At 67.7% G+C, this 421-nt stretch carries 1 pseudogene; it reads right to left on the reverse strand.

Annotated elements, in window-relative coordinates:
* Positions 1–13: 13 nt before the first annotated feature.
* Positions 14–421: pseudogene (locus LPA54_RS39995) on the reverse strand (ABC transporter substrate-binding protein); the annotation flags it as partial.

The raw sequence follows: 421 nt of genomic DNA on the forward strand, positions 1-421 counted from the left end.
GCGCCTCCGTCCGCTACTCACGCTCGTCGGCCGTAGCCCGGCGCCGCATCGCGAAGAAGGCGCCCACACCGGCGAGGACGACGACACCGGTCACGATCCCGATGACCACCCCGGTCGACGAGGAACTGCCGGAGGTGTCACCGGAGTCCGCCGGCACCGCCGACCACCAGCTCCAATAGCCGTCCTGCCCGTAGATGTTGCCCGCCTTCGCCGGCATGGTGGTGATCGACGCGATCTGGTCGGTGCGGTACGCCTCCACCGCGTTCGGGTACGCCATGACGTTCATGTACCCGAGGTCGTACAGCCGCGACTCCATCTGCTTGACGAGGGCGGCCCGCTTGTCCGGGTCGTACTCGGCGAGCTGCCGCGCGTACAGCTCGTCGTACTTCTTGTCGCAGATGAAGTTGTCGGTCGCGCCGGT

The organism is Streptomyces sp. DH12 (assembly GCF_020873895.1).
In the GTDB taxonomy this organism is placed as follows: Bacteria; Actinomycetota; Actinomycetes; order Streptomycetales; family Streptomycetaceae; genus Streptomyces.